The sequence below is a fragment of the Actinoplanes sp. NPDC051537 genome, assembly GCF_055586105.1.
Map to the genome: position 1 here is coordinate 660,458 of NZ_JBVJIU010000002.1, position 20,153 is coordinate 680,610.

The window sequence follows — 20,153 nt, forward strand, 5'->3', positions numbered from 1 at the left end:
CGCGATCAGGAGGTCTTGATCTCCTGGTCCGACTTCGCGTCGCCGCTCTGGTCGAACTTGAACGCCCACACCTTGATCAGGGAGGGGTCGAGCTCACCGGTCGAGGTGAACTTGTACGTGTTGGCGATGCCCTTGTAGTTGGCCGTCGACAGGTACGTGTTCAGCTTCTCCGGCGTGGTGTTGCCCGCGTCGATGCCCTGCAGGAAGACGTTGGCCGCGTCGAACGCCACGTCCGAGTACGTGCCGGCGTCCTGGTTCCACTTCGCCTTGTAGTCGTTCACGAACGTGCCACCCGCGGCCTCCGGCGGAGAGCAGGGGCAGGTCACGACGGTGCCGACAGCGGCCGCCGTGCCGGACGCCTTGGACAGGCCCGGGTCCTTCATGCCGTCGCCGCCGAGCAGCGTGCCCTTCCAGCCGGCCGCGGTCAGCTGCTTACGGATGACGCCCGCGTTGGTGTAGTAGCCGCCGTAGAACAGCGCGGTCGCGCCGCTCGACTGAACCTTCTGCACCAGCGCCGAGAAGTCGGTCTGCTTGCCGTCGCCCTCGGTCTTGTCCGAGGCCACGACCAGCGCGCCGAGCTTGCTCTTCACGACGTCGGCCAGGCCCGCGCCGTACGCCGACTGGTCGTCCGCCACGAAGACCTTCTGCGCCTTCATGACGTCCTTGATGTAAGACGCTGCCGCCGGGCCCTGGGCGTCGTCGTTCGCCACCGCGCGGTGGAACGTCTTCCAGCCGTTCGCCGAAAGCGACACGCGGGTCGCCGACGGCGTGATCGTCGGGATGCCGGCCGCCTCGAAGATCGGGTCCGCGGCCTCCGACTCACCGGAGAACGGCGGGCCGACCACGCCGAGGATCTTCTTGTCCGCCACGAGGTTACGAGCGACACCGGGGGCCACCTCGGCGGCGCCCTGCGAGTCGAACTTCGCGACCGTGATGCAGTCGGAGCCCTTCTGCTTGTTGTACTGCTCCACGGCCAGCTCGAAGCCCTGCTCGATGTTCACACCGAGGTTGGCGGCCGAGCCGGTAAGAGCGCCGAAGTATGCGAGCTTGTAGCCGCAGTTCGAGCCGCTCGCCGTGTCATCGCTGCTCGACGACTTATTGCAAGCAGCGGCACCGGCGATGAGCCCGATGATGGCCACCCCGCCGATGGCTCGTGCGAGAACCTGCCTCAAGGTTGGAACCCTCCTCCATACCGAACCCACCGAGCCACCGCTGGCCGATTGGCACTTGCGTGTGCCCACGGCCACACTGCGCCCGTCATGGGGCGGGACGCTATCCCAGGTTCCGGGCCTGCCAAAAGACTTCGATCGGGCTTTCACCGAACCGTTACGTCTGCTCATTCCCAGGCAGGAGGAGGTGTTACAACATGAGTGTTACGCCGCGGTCAACTGGTGGCCGGCTGCGCGCCGCCCGCCTCCTGACTCTCCGCCAGAATCCGGTCGGCCACCTCACGCATGGTCATCCGGTGGTCCATCGCCGTCCGCTGGATCCACTTGAACGCCTGCGGCTCGGTCATCTGGTACTTGGTCATCAGCTCGCCCTTGGCCCGCTCGACCGACTTGCGCGTCTCCAGACGGTCGGTCAGCCCCGCCACCTCGGACTCCAGGGCGGCGATCTCCGCGTACCGGGAGAGGGCGATCTCGACCGCCGGCACCAGGTCGGACTTCTGGAACGGCTTGACCAGGTAGGCCATCGCCCCCGCGGCGCGCGCCCGCTCGACCAGATCACGCTGGCTGAACGCGGTCAGGATGACCACCGGCGCGATCCGTCCGCCGGCGATCCGCTCGGCGGCCGCCAGCCCATCCATGATCGGCATCTTGATGTCGAGGATGACCAGGTCCGGGCGGAGATCCTCGGCCAGGCGGACGGCGGTCTCGCCGTCACCGGCCTCGCCGACCACGTCGTAGCCCTCTTCGACCAGCATCTCGGCCAGGTCCAGACGGATGAGTGCCTCGTCCTCGGCGATCAGCACCCGCTTGCGATCGGCCCCAGCCTGCGTGTCGGCCACGGAACCCCTACCCCCAAGACTCCTGAAGTCGCGACACCCCGGTATGTGGGTACCGCCTCCCTAAGCCTAGTAGGTAGGCTGTCCCCTGCTTGGGTCAGCGTGACCTTGCCACACGGCGCCCGGGCAACGCCGGGGTGGCGCAATCGGCTGACGCGGATGACTCAAAATCATCTGTCCGAGAGGACATGCGGGTTCGAATCCCGTCCCCGGCACCACAAGAAACTGTCATACCCCCGTCCGAGGATGGGGGGCATGCATCCGCCTCACGTTCGCCAATACGCATTGCGACTCCGCGCGCAAGGCGTTCCTTTCCGCGATATCTGCGAGATTCTCGGGCTGTCCCGAAATACCGTCGGCCATTGGTTCTACGGCGACCGGGCGCGCCGTCGCGCCGAGCTCGACGCCGAGCCGCCCCGGTGTCCACGATGCACGGATCCGCCCCGCCCGCCGGACGATCAAGGGGCCTACGCCTATCTCCTCGGTCTTTACCTCGGAGACGGCCACCTGGTCACGTCGGCGCGCGTGCCGGTCCTCCGGGTCTACTGCGCCGACGCCTGGCCCGGATTGATCAAGGAGTGCGAGGCCGCGATGCTCGCCGTGCTCGCGCGGAGTGTCCAACGAGTCCAGAAGCAGGGCTGTGTCGGCGTGCAGAGCTACTCCCGGCACTGGCCCTGCCTGCTGCCGCAACACGGGCCCGGGCACAAACATCATCGGCCGATATATCTGGCCGATTGGCAAATACCGATCATCGACCGTCGGCCCGGCGACCTTTTGCGCGGCCTATTTCACTCGGATGGCTGCCGGGTTACGAATCGAATTCGACGTCGCGGAAAGACCTACGAATATCCGCGGTACAACTTCTCCAACGAATCGGCCGACATCATGCGCCTCTGCCAGGAATCGCTCGATCGACTGGGCGTCGGCTGGCGGATGTGCCGTCCCAACATGCTGTCGGTGGCGCGGCGGGAGGCGGTGGCCCGGCTGGACGTGTTCGTCGGGCCCAAATGGTGAGCGGGCCTGGCCGATCTTGCCCGATCCCACATCCTCGCCGGTGGTAAACGGGCGCGGCCGACCACTTTCCGTTAACGGACCCTCGCGGCGCGCGCGTGAATGTCACTCACGTATGTGACGTAGCGCTCACGACGCGGGCGTCGGCGGCCCGGCCTTCTCCGCCCCGGGCGGCGGGGGCGGGGCCCCGGTCGGCGGCGGGGCGGCCGGCCCGCCGTTCGGCAACGCGGTCGGCTTCTCCGCCGGAGCCGGCGTCTCCTCCCCGGGGGACGACGACGAGGGCGCGGGTGAGGGCGACGACGTGGCGCCGGACGATGGGGCCGACGGGGCCGGTGGCGACGCGACAGGCGCCTTCGGCGCCCCCTTCGGCCCGGCCGACGCCGACTTCCGCAAATCGGCGCAATACCGGTCGATCCCGTCCTTCCCCCCGGCCGCGACCTCGAGCTTCCGCCGGTTCTCGCTGCTCATCGACGCTCCTCGCCCCCACGTGTCGCACCAGCCCAGGGCCACGATCGGGAGGGCGGACGAGGACGCGGACGGGGTGGGGGACGGAGACCGGGACGACGACGGCGCCGGGGACGGGGAGCCTGTTCTCGGCGCCGGTACGCCCAGCGCCGAGAACAGGCGGTGCGCGTGCTGCTGGGCCCCCTGAGGGAGGTTGCCGGTGCGGGCCGCGACGGCGGTCCCGCCGAGGATGAGGAGAGCCAGACCGGCCGCGGCGGTCACGACAGCGGTCCGCATCCTCGCCGGGTGCCGGGCGACTCGGGCAGCACGTCTGCGATGCGCGGTGAAGGCGGCGACCGCGGCCTTCTCGCCCTTGAGCTCCTCGGCCGTGGCAGGGGCGCGTGCGGCCGCGAGCAGCTCGTCAAGTGCGGCGTGTGAAGGTCCGGGATGGTCGCCGGCGACCAGTCGGTCGGCCTCGGCGGGGCCGATGCGGTGGGTTCTCCGGGTGCGCATCGCATGGAGAAGAGCGCGTGGGGTCCGCATTGCGTTACACCTCCCCCGCCGCGATGCCGGTGGCCCGGTCCTTGACCTGGGGGTAGGTCGCGAGGCGCCGTAACCCGCGCATGGTGGCGATGCGGACGGCGCCGGGGCGCTTGCCGAGGATGCGGGCGGTGGCGGCCACGTCGAGGCCGGCGACGATGCGCAGCATGACCGCCTCGGCCTGGTCGCTGGGAAGGCTGGCGATCAGGTGCAGCGCCCAGTCGGTGCTGACCCCTTCGAGGGCGGCGGTGGCCGCATCGGGCGCGACGCCGTCGATCCCGGTGGCGGGGGTGGGCCGCCGGCGGCGGCGCTCATCGAGGGCGCGGTGCCGGGCGATGCGGAACAGCCAGCCACGGAAGTCGGCCAGGTCGCCGCGGAAGCGGTCGAGGTCGCGGATGACCTGCAGCCACGTCTCGCTGGCGGCGTCCTCGGCGTGGTCGCCGATGACGACGCGCAGGTAGCGCAGGACGGCGGGCTGCAGGCCGCGCCAGAGGAGGGCGAACCCGTGTGGGTCGCCGTCCTGAGCGGCGCGGAGGGCGTGCTCGAGGTCCGGTTCGGCGGGGCTGGGGCGTCGCACGGGCGGGCTCCGGGGGTCGGCGCCAGGGTGGGCGGTTGTGCGCCTCTTACCCCGCACGGCCGCGGCCCGAACACGTCCCTGGTGGCGCGCTGTGAATCTGCCCGAACCGCCGGTCGGCCCGAACGAGGGATGTTGTCATGGCAGGGACACCTTCGCTGGAGGCTCCATGTTGTGGTCGGGTTCCTCTCCCCTGCGGGTTGTGCGTGACAGCATGTGGGGCTTTCTGATGTTCGCGGGGGTGGCGTGGCTGGCGATCTCGTGGAGCGTGCTGCGGCTGGAGCCGGCGGGGGTGGCGGCGGTGGCCGGGCCGGTGGTTCTCTTCGGGGCGCTGACCGAGGCCGTGCGGGCGCTGGCCGGCACCCGGACCTGGTGGCTGAACGCCGGCATGTCCGCCCTGTTCGTGGCGACCGCGGTGCTGTTGCTGCTGGACCAGGACGCGACGTGGACGACGCCGGCGGCGCTGGTCGGCTGGTTCCTGATGGTGCGCGGGGCGCTGGACGTCGCGGTGTCGACGATGAACCGGGGCACGGACCGCACGTGGGGCGTCATGATGGCGCTCGGCGTCACCCAGGCCGGTCTCGGCTTCTACGCGGCCGGACCGCTGGCCCGTGACGCCGACCCGATGATCATGCTGCTCGGCGGGCTCGGCCTGCTGCGGGCGGTGGCCGATCTGGTGACCGCTCTGCGATTGCGGGAGGTTTCCGGCGTACGGGCGCATGAGGTTTTGCAGTTGTCACCGGAGCGCGAGGCAGGCGTCGCGGGCTATTCCGCGGGTTTGTCGGATTTCGAGGCGCCGGCGGCGAAGCATCGGGCCGACCCGAAGGCGTTCCACGACGAGGTGCTGCGGACCACCAAGGATCTGGACACGATGATCGCCCAGGCGGGGGTGACCGGGACCGGCGTCCGGACCGAGCCGGACGAGATGCCGGTCGTGCCGGACACCCCGGAAGGCGCCGAGCAGGCGGCCGAGAAGCATCACTGAGGAATGTGTCCCCACCTCGCTGAGCGGGATCCCGACAAAACGGCCGGTCGCCAGGCCGGGGATCCCGTTCAGCGGGGCAAACTCACCGGGGCAGGCGCTCGCCTACCCGGCGCAGCAGGCCCTCCTGGACGGCGCTGGCGATGTGCCGGCCGTCGCGGGTGAACATGCGCCCGGTGGCCAGGCCGCGGCTGCCGCTCGCGGACGGGCTGGTGCAGTCGTAGAGGAACCACTCGTCGGCGCGGAACGGCCGGTGCATCCACAGCGCGTGGTCGAGGCTGGCCCCGATGACGCCGCCCGGACCCCACACCTCGCCGTGCGCCGAGAGCACCGCGTCGAGCAGGGACAGGTCGGACGCGTAGGTCAGCGCGCAGGCGTGGATCAGCGGGTCGTCGGGCAGCTTGCCGTCGATGCGCATCCACACCCGCTGCTGCTCCTCGGCCACCCGGTCGCCGGGCGGCACCCAGCCGGGCACGCCCACGTACCGCACGTCGATGCCGCGCGGGGCGGCCGCGAAGTTGCCGGCGCGGCTGGGGTACCGCGAGATCCAGTCGGTCATGGTCGGTACCTCGTCGGGGCCGGGCACGCCGACCGGCGCCGGGAGGTAGTGGTCGAGGCCTTCCTCGTGGACCTGGAAGGACGCCGACATGAAGAAGATCGTGCGGCCGTGCTGCTGCGCCACCGAGCGGCGGACCGAGAACGACCGGCCGTCGCGGATGGTCTCGACGGTGAACTCGATCGGCTCGGTCGGGTCGCCGGGGCGCACGAAGTAGCCGTGCAGGGAGTGCACCGTGCGGGCCGGGTCGACGGTGCGGCCGGCCGCGACCAGGGCCTGGCCGGCGACCTGGCCGCCGAAGACGCGCTGGGCGCCGGTCTGCGGGCTCTCGCCGACGAACGTGGCCGCGTCGACCTGCTCCAGATCGAGAAGACCGAGGAGCTGGTCGACGGCGGCCTGTCCGGACAGCGGCAAGGTCACACCGTGGCCGGGTCGACGAGCGATCCGAGCTGGTGCACGCGCAGCGTGTTGGTGGAGCCGGGCGCGTTCGGCGGGGAGCCGGCCACGACGACCACGAAGTCGCCGGGCTTGGCCAGGCCGAGGCCGAGCATCTTGGCGTCCACCTGACGGAACATGTCGTCGGTGTGCTGCACGAAGTCGGTGAGGAACGTCTCGACGCCCCAGCTCAACGCCAGCTGGTCGCGCACCGCGGGGACCGGGGTGAACGCGTAGAGCGGGAGCTCGCAGTGCAGCCGGGAGAGGCGGCGGACGGTGTCGCCGGTCTGCGAGAACGCGACCAGCGCCTTGGCCCCGATGTTGCGGGCGATCTGCGAGGCGGCCACGGTGAGCGCGCCGCCGTGGGTGCGCGGGTCGTGCTGCAGGCGCGGGACCGGGATCGAGCCGGCCTCGGTGGTCGACACGATCTTGGCCATCGTGCTGACCGTGAGCACCGGGTACTTGCCGACCGACGTCTCGCCGGAGAGCATGACCGCGTCGGTGCCGTCGAGCACCGCGTTGGCGACGTCGGAGGCCTCGGCCCGGGTCGGGCGCGAGTTCTCGATCATCGAGTCGAGCATCTGGGTGGCGACGATGACCGGCTTCGCGTTCTCCCGGCAGAGCTGCACGGCGCGCTTCTGCACCAGCGGCACCTGGTCGAGGGGCAGCTCGACGCCGAGGTCGCCGCGGGCGACCATGACGCCGTCGAAGGCGAGCACGATCTGCTCGAGGTGGTCGACCGCCTCGGGCTTCTCGACCTTGGCGATGACCGGGACCGTGCGGCCCTCCTCGGCCATGATCGCGTGCACGAGCTTGATGTCGTCGGGCGAGCGCACGAACGACAGCGCGATCAGGTCGACGCCGAGACCGAGCGCGAACCGCAGGTCTTCCTCGTCCTTGTCACTCATCGCGGGCACGCTCACCGCGACGTTGGGCAGCGAGACGCCCTTGTTGTTGCTGACCGGGCCGCCCTCGATGACCAGGCAGCGGATGTCGTTGCCCTCGACGGCGGCGACCTCGACGGCCACCTTGCCGTCGTCGATGAGCAGCCGGTCGCCGACCTTGACCTCCTGCGGCAGCTTCTTGTACGTGCAGGACACCCGGTCGGGGGTGCCGAGGATGTCGTCGCTGGTGATGGTCACCAGGTCCCCGGTGCTCCACATGTGCGGCCCGTTGGCGAACTTGCCCAGGCGGATCTTCGGGCCCTGCAGGTCGGCGAGAACCGCCACGGCGCGCCCGGTCTGGCGGGCGGCTTCGCGCACGAGGTCGTACACCTTCTGGTGGTCCTCGTGGCTGCCGTGGCTGAAGTTCAGGCGGGCCACGTCCATGCCCGCCTCGACGAGCCCGAGCATGCGCTCGGTGGATGCGGTGGCGGGACCCATGGTGCAGACGATCTTTACGCGGCGTGTCACAGCCATCAGGCTAGTCTCTCTTTCGAATCGGCCCGGCGGCCGACCCCCGTCACAGGGATGAAATCTGGCGGGCCGTCTGGTTCGCATCCGCGGGCGGGTCAGCGGGCGCACGAGGGCCACGAGCGGGCGTCGGCGACCGCGCGGCCAACAGCTTATCGGGCGGCAATTCCGAAGCATTCAGTGATACGGGATTTGGGAGCGTTCCCCACCCGCATCGCCGGCCGTCCCGCCTCGACCAGCGCGAGCCAAGCACGGCGAGACGCCGAGGACGCGCCTCTCGCGCGACGCGATGGGTCAGCCTTCCCATTCCAGCCCCGGCACCGCGACGGTGGCCGGCCCCGAATAGCCCTTCCGCGCGGCCGCCAGGTGCTCCGCGTGATCGCTGCCCGGCCACAGATGCGTCAGCCACAGCTCCCGCACCCCCGCCCGTGCGGCGAACTCCCCCGCCGACTCCGCCGTGCCGAGGTTGCCCACCATCCGCGGCGGCAGCGACGTGGCGTGCGTGGCCTCCGCGATCAGCAGGTCGGCCCCCGACGCCAGCTCGGTGAACGCGCCCTTGTCGCCGCTGTCCCCGGTGTAGGCGACCCGCACGCCCCCGGCCGCGACGCGCACCCCCGCGTTCGGCAGGAAATGCGGCAGCGGCACGGTCTCCACGACCAGCGGCCCGACCGTCAGCCGGCCCGGCATCGGCAGGTCGTCGACCCGGTAGGCGCCGGCGAGCGTGGCCGGGTCGTCCAGCCGCAGCACCGCGTCGAGCGCCCCGGCCGGCGCGTGCACCGGCAGCGGTCCCGGCACCCCGGTCATCGCCCGCGAGCGCAGCAGCGGATGCAGGTCGGCGCAGTGGTCCGGATGCCCGTGCGTGATCAGGACCGCGTCCACGTCGCCGGGCGCGACGTGGGTGAGCAGCGCGTGGTGAGTCGCGTATCCGGGGTCGATGAGCAGCGTGAACCCGTCGTGCCGCAGCAGATAGCCGCTGCAGCCACGCTCCGGCTCGGGAAACGCCCCCGCCCCGCCCAGCACCGTGATTCTCATGGGACCACGGTAGGCCGGGCGGTGCGGGTCAGGCGCTCAGCGGTTGGGCGTGGGCCGGGACCGGCGCCGGCAGGTCGCCCTTCGCGCCCAGGTAGTCGTGGATCGCGGCGGCGGCGGACCGGCCCTCGGCGATCGCCCAGACGATGAGCGAGGCGCCGCGGTGCATGTCGCCGGCCACGAAGACACCCTCGGCCTCGGTCTGCCAGGTGCCGTCGGCGTCGAGCACGCCGCGGCGGTTGCGGCCGATGCCGAACTGCTCGAGCAGCGGCTGCTGCTCGGTGCCCTCGAAGCCGATCGCCAGAAGCACCAGGTCGGCGCGCAGGTCGCGCTCCGAGCCGGGGGTCACGGTGACCGTGCGGACGCCGTCGATGCGCTCGACCACGACGTCGGCGACGCGCACCGCGGTGACGTTGCCGTCCCCGTCGCCGGTGAACTCCTGCACGGCCACGCCGAAGACCCGGTCGCCGCCCTCCTCGTGGGCCGGGTAGTTGCGCAGGATCACCGGCCAGGTCGGCCACGGCTGCTGCTCGGCGGCGCGGGCCGCGGGCGGCAGCGGGTACTGGTCGAGCTGGATCACGTTGGCCGCGCCCTGGCGGTGGGCGACGCCGAGGCAGTCGGCGCCGGTGTCGCCGCCGCCGATGATGACGACGTGCTTGCCGGCGGCGTCGATCGGCGTGGTGTCCTGCAGGCCCGCGACGATCCGGTTGGCCGGCACCAGGTGCTCCATGGCCATGTGCACGCCGCGCAGGTCGCGGCCGGGGGTCGACGGGGTGTCCCGGCCGGCCAGCGCGCCGGCGGCCAGCAGCACCGCGTCGAACCGCTCGCGCAGGTCGTCGGCGGTGATGTCGGCGCCCACGTTCACGCCGGTCTGGAAGACCACACCCTCGGCCTCCATCTGGGCGAGCCGGGCGTCCACGACCTCTTTCTCGATCTTGAAGTCGGGGATGCCGTACCGCAGCAGGCCGCCGATCCGGTCGTCGCGCTCGAAGACCGTCACCGCGTGCCCGGCGCGGGCCAGCTGCTGGGCGGCGGCCAGGCCGGCCGGGCCGGAGCCGACCACCGCGACCTTGAAGCCGGACGCGGCGGGCGCCGGCTGCGGCGTCACGTAGCCGAGGTCGAACGCGTGGTTGGCGATCTCGACCTCGACCTGCTTGATGGTGACCGGGTCGTCGGAGATGCCGAGCACGCACGCGGCCTCGCACGGCGCCGGGCACAGCCGCCCGGTGAACTCCGGGAAGTTGTTGGTGGCGTGCAGCGCCTCGGACGCCGCCTGCCACGCCCCGGTCCGCACCAGGTCGTTCCAGTCCGGGATGCGGTTGCCCAGCGGGCAGCCCTCGTGACAGAACGGGATGCCGCAGTCCATGCAGCGGGTGGCCTGGTCGCGGATCAGCTCCTCGCCGGCCGGCGGGTAGACCTCCCGCCAGTCCCGGATGCGCACCGGCACCGGGCGCCGCTTGGGCAGCTGCCGCTCGTAGCGGAGAAAACCGTTCGGATCAGGCACCCTTGACCCCCATGACCGCCTCGTCGACGTTGCGACCGGCGGCTTCGGCGGTCCTGATCAGCTCCATCACGCGCTTGTAGTCGCGCGGCACCACGGCGGTGAACCGCTCGACCGCGGCCGGCCAGTCGGCCAGCAGCTTGTCGGCGACCGACGAGCCGGTCTCGGCCAGGTGCTTGCCCACCAGGCCGCGCAGCACGTTCTGCTCGTCCGGGGTGAGCGGGGTCAGGTCGACCAGCTCGGGGTTGACCCGGGTCGGCACCAGGTCGAGCACGAAGGCGGTGCCGCCGCTCATGCCGGCCGCGAAGTTGCGCCCGGTCGGGCCGAGCACCACCACGGTGCCGCCGGTCATGTACTCGCAGCCGTGGTCGCCCACGCCCTCGACGACGGCGGCGGCGCCCGAGTTGCGCACCGCGAACCGCTCGCCGGCCCGGCCGCGCAGGAACAGCTCGCCGGCCGTCGCGCCGTACAGGATGGTGTTGCCGGCGACGATGTTGTCCTCGGCCACGAACGGCGCCGCCTCGTCCGGCCGCACCGCCACCCGGCCGCCGGAGAGACCCTTGGCGACGTAGTCGTTGGTGTCGCCGATGAGCCGCAGGGTGACGCCGTGCGGCAGGAACGCGGCGAACGACTGCCCGCCGGTGCCGCGCAGGGTGAACGTGATCGTGTCGTCGGGCAGCCCGGCCCCGCCGAAGCGGCGGGTGACCTCGCCGCCGAGCATGGCGCCGACGCTGCGCTGGTCGTTGCGGACCGGCAGCTCCTCGCTGACCTTGTCGCCGCCGGTGAGGGCGGGCTGGGCCAGCTCGATGAGCTTGTTGTCGAGCGCCTTGTCGAGGCCGTGGTCCTGGGCCACGATGCCGCGGCGGGCCGCGCCCTCGGGCAGCTCCGGCACGAACAGCACCGGGGCCAGGTCGAGGCCGTGCGCCTTCCAGTGGTCGACGGCCGGCCGGACGTCGAGCACCTCGGCGTGGCCGATCGCCTCGTCGATGCTCCGGAACCCGAGCGCGGCCAGGTAGCCCCGGACCTCCTCGGCCAGGAACAGGAAGAAGTTCTCGACGAACTCGGGCTTGCCGGTGAAGCGCTCGCGCAGCACCGGGTTCTGCGTGGCGATGCCGACCGGGCAGGTGTCCAGGTGGCAGACCCGCATCATGATGCAGCCCGACACGATCAGCGGCGCCGTCGCGAAGCCGAACTCCTCGGCCCCGAGCAGGGCCGCGATCACCACGTCCCGGCCGGTCTTGAGCTGACCGTCGACCTGCACGGTGACCCGGTCGCGCAGCCGGTTGAGCAGCAGCGTCTGCTGCGCCTCGGCCAGGCCCAGCTCCCACGGGGAGCCGGCGTGCTTGAGCGAGTTCAGCGGGGACGCGCCGGTGCCGCCGTCGTGGCCGGAGATCAGGATGACGTCGGCCTTGAGCTTCGCGACGCCGGCCGCGACCGTGCCCACGCCGATCTCGCTGACCAGCTTGACGTGCACCCGGGACGCCGGGTTGACCATCTTGAGGTCGTGGACCAGCTGCGCGAGGTCCTCGATCGAGTAGATGTCGTGGTGCGGCGGCGGCGAGATGAGGCCGACGCCGGGGGTGGCGTGCCGGGTCTTGGCGATCCACGGCCACACCTTGTTGCCCGGCAGCTGACCGCCCTCGCCCGGCTTCGCGCCCTGCGCCATCTTGATCTGCAGGTCGTCCGCGTTCACCAGGTACTCGCTGGTCACGCCGAAACGACCGGAGGCGATCTGCTTCACCGCCGAGCGCCGCTCCGGGTCGTAGAGGCGCTCGACGTCCTCGCCGCCCTCGCCGGTGTTCGACTTGCCGCCGAGCCGGTTCATGGCGATCGCGAGGGTCTCGTGCGACTCGGCCGAGATCGAGCCGTACGACATGGCGCCGGTGGCGAACCGCTTCACGATCGCCGACGCCGGCTCGACCTCGTCCAGCGGAACCGGCGTGCGGTCGTTGCGGAACTCGAAGAGCCCGCGCAGCGACCCGGCCTCGGCCGCCAGCTGGTCGACCTTCTCCGTGTACTTCAGGAAGACGTCGTACTGGCGCGAGCGGGTCGCGTGCTGGAGCAGGAACACCGTCTCGGGGTTGAACAGGTGCAGCTCGCCCTCGCGGCGCCACTGGTACTCGCCGCCGACCTCGAGGCGGCGGTGGGTGCGCTCGGCCGGGTTCGCCGGGTACGCCTTCTCGTGCCGCGCCTTCACCTCGGCGTGGATCTCGGCGAGCCCGGAGCCGCCGATCCGCCCGCTGGTGCCGGCGAAGTAGCGCTGGAGCAGCTTGTTGTCGAGCCCGACGGCCTCGAAGACCTGGGCGCCGCAGTACGACGAGACGGTCGAGATGCCCATCTTCGACATGATCTTCAGGACGCCCTTGCCGAGCGCCTTGACGTAGTTGCGCACCGCGAGCCGCGGGTCGAGGCCGGCGAGCGTCCCGGTGGCGATCAGGTCGTCGACCGACTCGAAGGCCAGGTACGGGTTGACCGCGGCGGCGCCGAAGCCGATCAGCGTGGCGGCGTGGTGCACCTCGCGGCAGTCACCGGACTCGACCACCAGCGCCACCTGGGTGCGGGTCTGCTCGCGTACCAGATGCTGGTGAACCGCCGCGGTGAGCAGGAGCGACGGGATCGGCGCGAGGTCCGCGTTGGAGTCCCGGTCGGACAGGACCAGGATGCGTACGCCGTCCTCGATCGCCTCCGACACATGTCGGCAGATCTGGGTGAGCCGGGCCTTGATGCCGTGGGCGCCGTCCCGCAGCGGATAGAGGCCGGAGACCCGCACCGCCTTGAAACCGGGCAGGTCGCCGTCCTCGTCGATCGACAGCAGCTTGGCCAGGTCGTCGTTGTCGAGGATCGGGTACGGCAGCACGATCTGCCGGCAGGACGCCGGGCCCGGGTCCAGCAGGTTGGCCTCGGGGCCGAGCGTGGACGACAGGCTGGTGACCAGCTCCTCCCGGATCGCGTCCAGCGGCGGGTTGGTGACCTGCGCGAACAGCTGGTGGAAGTAGTCGAACAGCAGCCGCGGCCGGGTCGACAGCGGCGAGATCGGCGTGTCGGTGCCCATCGAGCCCAGCGGCTCGGCGCCGGTCCGGGCCATCGGCGCCACCAGGATCTTCAGCTCCTCCTCGGAGTAGCCGAACACCTGCTGGCGGCGGGTCACCGAGTCGTGCGTGTAGATGACGTGCTCGCGCGGCGGCAGGTCGACGAGGTTGATCAGACCGGCGTGCAGCCACTCGTCGTACGGCTCGGCGGCGGCGAGCCCGGCCTTGATCTCGTCGTCGTGCACGATCCGGCCCGCGGCGGTGTCGACCAGGAACATCTTGCCGGGCTGGAGCCGGCCCTTGGCGACCACCGTGGCCGGGTCGAGGTCGAGCACGCCGGCCTCGGAGCCGAGCACGACCAGGCCGTCGGCGGTGTGCCACCAGCGGCCCGGACGCAGGCCGTTGCGGTCGAGGACCGCGCCGATCTGGGTGCCGTCGGTGAACGCGACCGCGGCCGGCCCGTCCCACGGCTCCATCAGCGAGGCGTGGAAGCGGTAGAACGCGCGCCGCTTCGGCTCCATCCCCGGGTCGTTCTCCCACGCCTCGGGGATCATCATGAGCATCGCGTGCGGCAGCGTGCGCCCGGCCAGGTGCAGCAGCTCGAGCACCTCGTCGAAGCTCGCCGAGTCGGACGCCTCGGGCGTGTTGATCGGGAACAGCCGCTTGATGTTGCCGGGCAGCACCTTCGACTGCAGCAGCGCCTCGCGGGCGGCCATCCAGTTCTTGTTGCCGCGGATGGTGTTGATCTCGCCGTTGTGCGCGATGAAGCGGTACGGATGGGCCAGCGGCCACGACGGGAACGTGTTCGTCGAGAACCGGGAGTGCACCAGGGCGATCGCGCTGGCGACCCGCTCGTCGGTCAGGTCCGGGAAGAACGCCGGCAGCTGGTCGGGCGTGAGCATGCCCTTGTAGGTGATCGTCCGCGAGGACAGCGAGGGGAAGTACGCGCCGACGCCGCGCTGCGACGACTCCCGCTCGGCCTGCTTGCGGATCGTGAACACGACCCGGTCGAGCTCGAGGCCGGACAGCGGCTCGTCCTTGGCGCCGGCCGGCGTGTCGGTGAGCCGGTGTGCCGCGAGGAACACCTGCTTGATCGCGGGGCGGGCCTCGTCGGCGGAGGCGCCCAGGCCGTCCGGGTCGACCGGCACGTCCCGCCAGCCGAGCACCTCGCCGCCCTCGACCAGCGCGTACTTCTCGAAGATCTTGGTGGCGCGGGCCGCCTCTTCGGCGTCGTTCGGCAGGAAGACCAGGCCGGTCGCGTACGAGCCGGCCGCGGGCAGGTCGAAACCGGCGACCGCGCGGTAGAACGCGTCCGGGACCTGGATCATGATGCCGGCGCCGTCGCCGGTGTTCTGCTCGGCGCCGCGGGCGCCCCGGTGGTCGAGGCGGATCAGCGCCGACAGGCCCTTGGCAACCACGTCGTGGGAGCGGCGTCCGTGCAGGTCGGCCACGAAGGCCACGCCGCAGGCGTCACGCTCGGCAGACGCGTCGTAAAGCCCCTGGGGGTGCGGATATGCCACCGGGCCTCCTGTCGTCTCTGGTGTTTCAGATCAAGGTCGGGACGACGTCGGCCCTGCAAAGTCTCTAGAGTCTACGTTAAGGAGCACCGATCTCCGCCAGTTCGGATGGATCACACTTGGATCGGGTCGAACCGGCACGCATCGACATCATTTGCTACGTTCGCCTTTTCGGCAGCGGATGCTCGCTCTTATGGAAGGCGCTTCGTTGCGCCATTCGGTAGTCTCGCGCGGTGGCGCTACCGGAATCCGACGTCTTCGTCAGGCTCGAGCGGTTCTATGACGCTCTCCCCCGACCCTACGCACGTGTGGAGGACTTCGGGGGGCTTGTGCTCTTCGTCCGCGAGGGCGAGGGGTGGCCCTACTACGCCCGGCCCCGGATAGGGGCGGAGACGCCTTCTGCCGCCGATATTACTGCCGCGCGACGCCGGCAACGAGAGCTGGGCATCCCCGAGGCGTTCGAGTGGGTGCACGAGAACTCGCCCGACCTGCTCGCCGTGGCCCGGTCGGCCGGCCTCGACGTGCTGCTCGCCCCACTGCTGGTGCTCGACCCGGCCGCGCTGGTCCCCGACCTGCCGGTGCGCGGCGCGGCGATCTCGCTGCTCGACCCGTCGGCCGAGACGTACGCCACCGACCTCGCCGCCTCGCGCGCCGTGGCCCAGCTCGCGTTCGGCAACCCGCCGCACGCCACGCCGCTGGAGGAGGTCGCCGCCGTGGCGGCCGAGGCCGTGACGCCGGTCGAGACCGCCCTGACGATCGAGCCGGCCGGCCCCGCCCAGCGCGACGCCGCCCTCGAGACGCTGAGCGACGCCCTGGTCGACGGCTTCCGGCAGCGGGCCGCCACCGGCGGCTACCGCACGGCGGTCGCGGTCTCCCCGGCCGAGGGCATCCTGGCCACCGGCGCCCTGATGCGCGAGGGCGACGTGGCCGAGATCGCCGGCGTGGCGACCCTGCCGACCGCGCGCGGCCGCGGCTACGCCTCCCAGCTCACCGCCGTGCTGGCCCGCCGGGCCCTGCACGACGGCGTCCCGCTGATCTTCCTGTCGGCCGGCGACGACGACGTGGCCCGCCTCTACACGAAGGTCGGCTTCCGCCGCGTCGGCACGGCCTGCATCGCCGAGCCGGCCGCCACGCCGCTCTGAGGCCGCGCGTATAGGTGAGCAGAGCTCCCGACGCCCGTCCCGGCGCGCGTACAGGTGAGCAGAGCTCCCGACGCCCGTCCCGGCGCGCGTATAGGTGAGCAGAGCAAAGGGGTCACGCACGGTTCAGGGCGTCGTCCAGGACCAGTGCCGAGTTGATCAGGGCCAGGTGGGTGAAGGCCTGCGGGAAGTTGCCGATCTGCTCGCCGGTCAGGGCGATCTCCTCGGAGTAGAGGCCGAGGTGGTTGGCGTAGGTGAGCATCTTCGCGAAGGTCAGCCGGGCCTCGGTGAGCCGGCCCGAGCGGGCCAGGGCCTCCACGTAGTTGAAGGTGCACAGCGAGAACGTGCCCTCGCCGCCGCTCAGGCCGTCGGGGGACGCGGCCGGGTCGTAGCGGTAGACCAGGCTGTCGGAGACCAGCTCGCCGGCCATCGCGTCGAGTGTGGAGAGCCACATCGGGTCGGTCGGCGCGATGAAGCCGCAGCTCGACATGCGCAGCAGCGACGAGTCGAGCACGTCGGTCTCGTAGTGCTGGCGGAACGCCTGGCGCGACGGGCTCCAGCCGAGCTGCATGATCTGGTCGTAGATGGCGTCCCGCTCACGCAGCCAGCGCGGCAGCGGCGCGGGCCGGCCGTGCTCGGTGGCCAGCCGGATGCCGCGGTCGAGCGCCACCCAGCTCATCAGCCGCCCGTAGGTGAAGTCCTGCCGGCCGCCGCGGGTCTCCCAGATGCCCTCCTCCGGCTGATCCCAGTTGTCGGAGAGCCAGCCCAGCAGGTCGCAGATCTTGCGCCAGCCGCGGTGGCCGGCGGCGGCGCCGTGCCGGTCGGCGAACCAGAGGCTGTCCATCGCCTCGCCGTAGATGTCGAGCTGGAGCTGGCCGGCCGCGCCGTTGCCGATCCGCACCGGCGCCGAGCCGCGGTAGCCCTCCCAGTGGTCGAGCGTCTCCTCGACCAGGTCGCTGCTGCCGTCGACCCGGTACATGATCTGCAGCGGGCCGGTGCCCTTGGCGTCGACCTGCTCGTCGACCCGGTCGGCCAGCCAGCGGCCGAGGTCGGTGGCCTCCTCGGTGAAGCCCAGGCCGAGCAGGGCGTAGACGGAGAACGCCGAGTCGCGGACCCAGGTGTAGCGGTAGTCCCAGTTCCGCTCGCCGCCGATCTGCTCGGGCAGCGCCGCGGTCGGCGCCGCGACCAGGCCACCCGTCGGGGTGTACGTCATCAGCTTGAGGGTGATCGCCGAACGTTCCACCGCCTCCCGCCAGCGGCCGGTGTAGGTCGAACGGTCCAGCCAGGTGGTCCAGTAGCGGACGGTCTCGTCGAGCAGCCGCTGGGCCTCGGCCACCCGGACCCGCCGCAACGGGCCGGCGACGCCCGTTTCCAGGATCACGCCGCGCAGGTCGCCGGCGCTCAGCGTCAGCTCGGCGTGCACGTCGCCGCCGTCGTCGACCCAGGTGCGGGCCAGATGCGCGTCGTCCGGCTCGCGGACCAGGTGCACCGTGATCGCGTAGGCGTCGCTCTCGAAGACGGCGCCGTCGTCGGTGAGCGTGGTCGAGTGCGGGGCGCGGCCGTAGTCGAAGCGGGGCGCCAGGTCCGCCTTGAACGTGATCGTGCCCCGGACGCAGCGGACCAGCCGGACGAGTTGATGCCGGTCGGTCGGGGTCTTGCCGCTGATCGGCATGAAGTCGACGACCTCGCCGACGCCCTCCGCCGTCATGAAGCGGGTCACCAGGACGGCGGTGTCCGGGACGTACAACTGCTTCGCGCGCTCCGCGCAACGCGGCGGATAGATCCGGAAATAGCCGCCGGAGTCGGCGTCGAGGATCGCGCCGAAGACGCTCGGCGAGTCGAATCGGGGCGCGCAGAACCAGTCGACCGACCCATCGGTGGCGATCAGCGCGGCGGTCTGGAGGTCGCCGATCAGCCCGTGCTCGGCGATAAGCGGGTAGTCAGCCATCTCCCGAGCGTTCGGCCCGCCGCCCCCGCGCGCATCATGCGCCGGGGATGATCCGTGACTCGATCACCTGCCCGGGGATCCGCTCCTGCTCACGGGCCAGCAGGGCCAGCGCCCGCGCGTCGGCCTCGGCCGGGTCGGCGGCGTCCAGCGCGCGCGGCCACAGCCGGGCCTGGCGCACGGCGGCGATCTCGGCGACCAGCACCAGCGCCTGGCTGACCAGGTAGAGCAGCGTGAACAGGCCGGCCACGGTGGCGAACGCGCCGTAGACCGGGCCGGCGTTCTTGACCAGCCGGGTGAGCAACGGGCCGCCCACGTGCAGCACGACCGCGAGGATCAGCGCGGCCAGGGCCGCCGGCCGCCACAGCACCGCGAGCGACGCGTGGCGCAGGAGCAGCAGGCGGACGCCGAACAACAGCACGGCGAACGCCGACAGTCCGGTGCCGGCCGCCGCCAGCAGGCGGTCGAACGTTCCGAGGCCGGGCACCGCGGCGCCGGCCACGGCCAGGCCGCCGCCGGCGACGACGCCGGCGAGCAGCAGCAACACCACGGAGAGCACCCTCGCGTACGCGCCGATCGGGTTGGGCAGTGCGCGGTAGGGAACGCCGGCCACGTGGTTGACCGTCCGGTAGGCGGCGAACACCACCCCGGTCGCCGAGTAGATCAGGCCGCCGACGCCGATGATGAACGCCACCGGCGACGTCGGCAGTGTCCCGGCGGCGCCCTCGACGGTCGGCTGAAGGGCGTGCGGGACGATCGCGGTGATCAGGTCGTGCCGCAGGGCCTCGTTGGTGGCCAGCACCCGGGAGACGACCGCGACGCCGAGCAGCAGCAGCGGGAACAGGCTCAGGAAGCCGTAGTAGGTGATCAGCGCGGCGTGCCGGGGCCCGTCGTCGTCGAGGTACTTGCGCACGACGGCATAGGGGAACCCGATCCAGCCGTGTTCACGCTGGAACCGGTCGAGGCGGGCGAGCACGTCAGTCCGGGGGGAGCCAGTCGGCCGCCTGGGCGTGCCCGCCCAGGATGCGCGGCCGCATGTGGTTGAGGGCGGCGTCCCGGGCGCGCAGGGCGAGACGCCCACGCGCCTGCACGACCGCCGACATGCGGCGGGTCTGCCGGACCACGGTGGTGGTGCGGGGGCGGCGGAGCCTGCTGTACGCCTCGATGGCCGTGCCCAGGCCATCACCGGGCGCGGCGTCGGCGGTCAGCGAGCGCAGCGTGGCCGCGTCCTCGAACGCGAGGCACGCGCCCTGGCCCAGGTGGTGCGGCATGGCGTGGGCCGCGTCGCCGAGCAGCACCACGCCGCCGGTGCCGGAGCGGAAGCCGTACGCCCGGGGCAGCGGACGCAGCTCGCGCACCTCCTGCGGCAGCAGGTCGTCGGGGCTGGTCGCCTCGAGCAGGTCGCCGACCGGGGCGTGCCAGTCGGCGAACCACCGGCGCAGCAGGGCGAGCTGGGTGGCGGGCGGCTCGGGCCGCGGCGCGCCGGCCGCGGTGGCCACCCAGTAGACGCCGCCCTTGCCGGCCGCGCGCTCGCCGAGCGGGAAGGACACGAACCGGTAGCCGGCGCCGAGCGTCTCGCCGCCGGCCCGCTGCTCGGCGGTGAGGCGGGGCACCCGGTAGCCGGGGATGACCGCCTGCCACGCGGCGAAGCCGGAGCCGACCGCCGCCGACTCGGGGGCCAGCGCCCGCCGCACCGGGCTGTCGATGCCGTCGGCCGCCACCACCAGGTCGGCCTCGATCAGCGTGCGGCCGTCGCCGACCGCGGGCCGCTGCCGCCGCCCGGTGCGCACCGTGGTCACGGCGAAGCCGGTGCGGATCTCGACCCGGTCGCCGAGGCCGGCGACCAGCGCGTCGTACAGGTCTTCCAGGTGCACCACGCACGGCGCCGGGGGGGGGGGGGGGGGGGAGGGGGGGGGGGGAGGGGGAGGGGGGGGGGGGGGGGGGGTGGGGGGAGGAGGAGAACAACGTCGCGTGTGGCGCCACCGCGTACTCGCGGAGTATCGATGTTGCGCTGTTCCGGGAGGTCGCCGCCGA

14 protein-coding genes, 1 tRNA gene and 1 pseudogene are annotated in these 20,153 nt (G+C 72.0%); 4 read left to right on the forward strand and 12 right to left on the reverse strand.

The features are described from left to right. Nucleotides 1-5: 5 nt before the first annotated feature. Together ACZ6TB_RS06820 and ACZ6TB_RS06825 are read right to left on the reverse strand one after the other, a co-directional pair. Nucleotides 6-1,172 (reverse strand): branched-chain amino acid ABC transporter substrate-binding protein, encoded by a 1,167-nt coding sequence (locus ACZ6TB_RS06820; RefSeq protein ID WP_465551394.1) that lies wholly within the window; start codon nt 1,170-1,172, stop codon nt 6-8. Between the two features lie 212 nt (nt 1,173-1,384). Then, on the reverse strand, nt 1,385-2,008 hold the full coding sequence (locus ACZ6TB_RS06825) for an ANTAR domain-containing response regulator (RefSeq protein WP_465551396.1): 624 nt from the start codon (nt 2,006-2,008) through the stop codon (nt 1,385-1,387). 128 nt (nt 2,009-2,136) lie between these two features. On the opposite strand from ACZ6TB_RS06825, the gene ACZ6TB_RS06830 reads away from it, so the two are divergent. Further along, nucleotides 2,137-2,223, forward strand: a tRNA-Leu gene (locus ACZ6TB_RS06830). Between the two features lie 37 nt (nt 2,224-2,260). Next, nucleotides 2,261-3,019: a helix-turn-helix domain-containing protein gene (locus ACZ6TB_RS06835; RefSeq protein WP_465551398.1), complete on the forward strand. Its 759-nt coding sequence runs from the start codon at nt 2,261-2,263 to the stop codon at nt 3,017-3,019. Between the two features lie 126 nt (nt 3,020-3,145). On the opposite strand, the gene ACZ6TB_RS06840 is transcribed toward ACZ6TB_RS06835, so the two are convergent. Further along, nucleotides 3,146-3,973, reverse strand: a complete 828-nt coding sequence (locus tag ACZ6TB_RS06840; protein WP_465551400.1) for a hypothetical protein — start codon at nt 3,971-3,973, stop codon at nt 3,146-3,148. A gap of 34 nt (nt 3,974-4,007) precedes the next feature. Then, nucleotides 4,008-4,577 carry an RNA polymerase sigma factor gene (locus tag ACZ6TB_RS06845; protein WP_465551402.1) on the reverse strand — a complete coding sequence of 190 codons (570 nt, stop codon included), beginning with the start codon at nt 4,575-4,577 and terminating at the stop codon, nt 4,008-4,010. A gap of 199 nt (nt 4,578-4,776) precedes the next feature. Here ACZ6TB_RS06845 and ACZ6TB_RS06850 point away from each other — a divergent pair, with 199 nt between their 5' ends. Next, nucleotides 4,777-5,559 (forward strand): hypothetical protein, encoded by a 783-nt coding sequence (locus ACZ6TB_RS06850; RefSeq protein ID WP_465551404.1) that lies wholly within the window; start codon nt 4,777-4,779, stop codon nt 5,557-5,559. Between the two features lie 82 nt (nt 5,560-5,641). On the opposite strand, the gene ACZ6TB_RS06855 is transcribed toward ACZ6TB_RS06850, so the two are convergent. The 5 genes from ACZ6TB_RS06855 to gltB all read right to left on the reverse strand — a co-directional run bounded on the left by ACZ6TB_RS06855 (nt 5,642) and on the right by gltB (nt 15,038). After that, the gene (locus ACZ6TB_RS06855; protein WP_465551406.1) at nt 5,642-6,532 is read right to left on the reverse strand and encodes an acyl-CoA thioesterase; all 891 of its coding nucleotides are present in this window, start codon (nt 6,530-6,532) and stop codon (nt 5,642-5,644) included. Further along, nucleotides 6,529-7,965, reverse strand: a complete 1,437-nt coding sequence (pyk, locus tag ACZ6TB_RS06860; RefSeq protein WP_465551407.1) for a pyruvate kinase — start codon at nt 7,963-7,965, stop codon at nt 6,529-6,531. Before pyk ends, ACZ6TB_RS06855 begins: the two co-directional genes overlap by 4 nt. A 288-nt stretch (nt 7,966-8,253) precedes the next feature. Then, complete coding sequence (locus ACZ6TB_RS06865) at nt 8,254-8,991, reverse strand: MBL fold metallo-hydrolase (RefSeq protein WP_465551409.1); 738 nt, start codon at nt 8,989-8,991, stop codon at nt 8,254-8,256. A 28-nt stretch (nt 8,992-9,019) separates the two neighbouring features. Beyond that, entirely contained in the window at nt 9,020-10,492 is a 1,473-nt protein-coding gene (locus ACZ6TB_RS06870; RefSeq protein WP_465551411.1) for a glutamate synthase subunit beta, read from the reverse strand. After that, nucleotides 10,485-15,038 (reverse strand): glutamate synthase large subunit, encoded by a 4,554-nt coding sequence (gltB, locus tag ACZ6TB_RS06875; protein ID WP_465551413.1) that lies wholly within the window; start codon nt 15,036-15,038, stop codon nt 10,485-10,487. The genes ACZ6TB_RS06870 and gltB overlap by 8 nt, the downstream gene beginning before the upstream one ends. Before the next feature lie 230 nt (nt 15,039-15,268). Here gltB and ACZ6TB_RS06880 point away from each other — a divergent pair, with 230 nt between their 5' ends. Next, nucleotides 15,269-16,177, forward strand: coding sequence for a GNAT family N-acetyltransferase (locus ACZ6TB_RS06880; RefSeq protein ID WP_465551415.1), 909 nt, complete (start codon nt 15,269-15,271; stop codon nt 16,175-16,177). A 112-nt stretch (nt 16,178-16,289) separates the two neighbouring features. On the opposite strand, the gene ACZ6TB_RS06885 is transcribed toward ACZ6TB_RS06880, so the two are convergent. The 3 genes and pseudogenes from ACZ6TB_RS06885 to ACZ6TB_RS06895 all read right to left on the reverse strand — a co-directional run. Further along, the gene (locus ACZ6TB_RS06885) at nt 16,290-18,122 is read right to left on the reverse strand and encodes a glycoside hydrolase family 15 protein (RefSeq protein WP_465551417.1); all 1,833 of its coding nucleotides are present in this window, start codon (nt 18,120-18,122) and stop codon (nt 16,290-16,292) included. A 34-nt stretch (nt 18,123-18,156) separates the two neighbouring features. After that, nucleotides 18,157-19,095, reverse strand: coding sequence for a YhjD/YihY/BrkB family envelope integrity protein (locus ACZ6TB_RS06890; RefSeq protein ID WP_465551419.1), 939 nt, complete (start codon nt 19,093-19,095; stop codon nt 18,157-18,159). A 1-nt stretch (nt 19,096) separates the two neighbouring features. After that, nucleotides 19,097-20,029 (reverse strand): annotated as a pseudogene (locus ACZ6TB_RS06895) (FAD-dependent monooxygenase); the annotation flags it as partial. Nucleotides 20,030-20,153: the final 124 nt, after the last annotated feature.